Below are 1,471 nucleotides of genomic sequence, written 5' to 3'. Positions count from 1 at the left end.
AGATATTCCCGGATCTCTTCGGAGATAGTCTTTTGGCCTACTTGGAAGAGTTTCCTGAGCAGGATGACAGACAACACCTGCTTCACCGTTTTTTCAGAGGGCAACTCCCGCGATTGGGTACGCAAGTAAAGCGAATGCTTTAGCCAAACCTCAGAGCCGAAATGGAGTGAAATAAACTGGAGCAGGCCGACAGCAATACAGCCACAGAGGACAAAAATTTCACAGGATTGCCAGCAACCCTTGACGGTATTGGCGTTATGGGGCGCTTGTAACTGGCTATTGGGGAATGGTCGCCTGGAATGTTTGGGCAGGCTTCGCGTCCAAAACCGGTAAGTAAATGCCCAGACAAGATTCTTTAATACTGAGAACAACGTTTCGATTCGAGTCCTGACGCAGTAAAGCTCAATAGCCTGGAGGGCGGACAGCTCCAGATCCGAACTCATCAAAATGATCGGGCCCCTCGAGGTGACTGCGAATACAAACAGTACGTAATCCTTGATGGGTTTCCAAAGCAAGGCCAGACGCATCAACTGGATAGTTTCTATTTTACCATAGACGGTACAGGTAACGGTTTCAAACAAATGCGGGTGGTCAAAGCACTCTTTCAGGTAAATTTTTTCGCCATACAGCCCTTGTGGGCCAGGCCGGGAAGCCGGTTTGGGCGACGCGGGTAAATAGCCGACATAGTTATCTTTAGCCCGCACCAGGATATGCAGCCAGGGCTGCTTATGCTTAACGGAATAATAGTAGCTCCACTGGAAGACGGTGTTGACTGAAAAGAAGGCATCCAGCACCACGTAGCAGGGGCTATCTGAAAGCAGGGCGAAGGCCAGCGCCATCAATACCACCCGTTCGCCCATGCTGGCCCGGCGTTGTGAGCCTGTGTTTTCTGTCAGCCCCAAATGCTTCCAGCCCTGGTGGATTTGCAATTGCAGCGGGCAACAAAAGCACGCTGATAGGGTACCAACCACCAACCCGATGCCACCCCAGCAATGGCCACGAAAATAACTGGGCTTGCTTTGGGTTTCCGAGGAGTCGTGCAGGGACACCACGCCTGGCATCCTACGGCCATCCTTGGCAACCAAGGTGTGGTCGCCTAATAGAACGGGACGGCCATTGACGGTAACCGTTTTTTCTTGCTGGACAACAAAACGCTGCCATGTGTTAACCAAGTCATCATAACGGTAAGCCTTGGATCTAAAAAAAATGGAGCAGTCGGTGGTAACCTGCCTCGTCAACTAGCCAAAAGCGACATAACGATGTGATACCCATCATTTCAGGTGCCGCTATGAAGCCTATCACAACGGCACAGAACAACAACCAGCTACGGTGTCTGGAAAAATCACTTCGAAATGTTCGTAAGGATTGGTCAATGTAAGTCTGCATGATTGTTTCTCCTACTTGATTAATAGAAGAAACAATCTACGAATTTATAACTGTTTGTCAAATGGACGAACTTACGACTGACGAG

1 protein-coding gene is annotated in these 1,471 nt (G+C 49.6%); it reads right to left on the bottom strand.

The window, feature by feature from the left end:
- Positions 1-1,172 (bottom strand): transposase (locus tag CRENPOLYSF2_RS00875; protein ID WP_087142087.1); only part of this gene is annotated, 1,172 nt, incomplete at its 3' end.
- Positions 1,173-1,471: the final 299 nt, after the last annotated feature.

Source organism: Crenothrix polyspora, from assembly GCF_900163755.1.
Classification (GTDB): domain Bacteria; phylum Pseudomonadota; class Gammaproteobacteria; order Methylococcales; family Methylomonadaceae; genus Crenothrix; species Crenothrix polyspora.
Note: the sequence above shows the minus strand (reverse complement) of the source record. Positions and strands in the feature narration are given on the sequence as shown.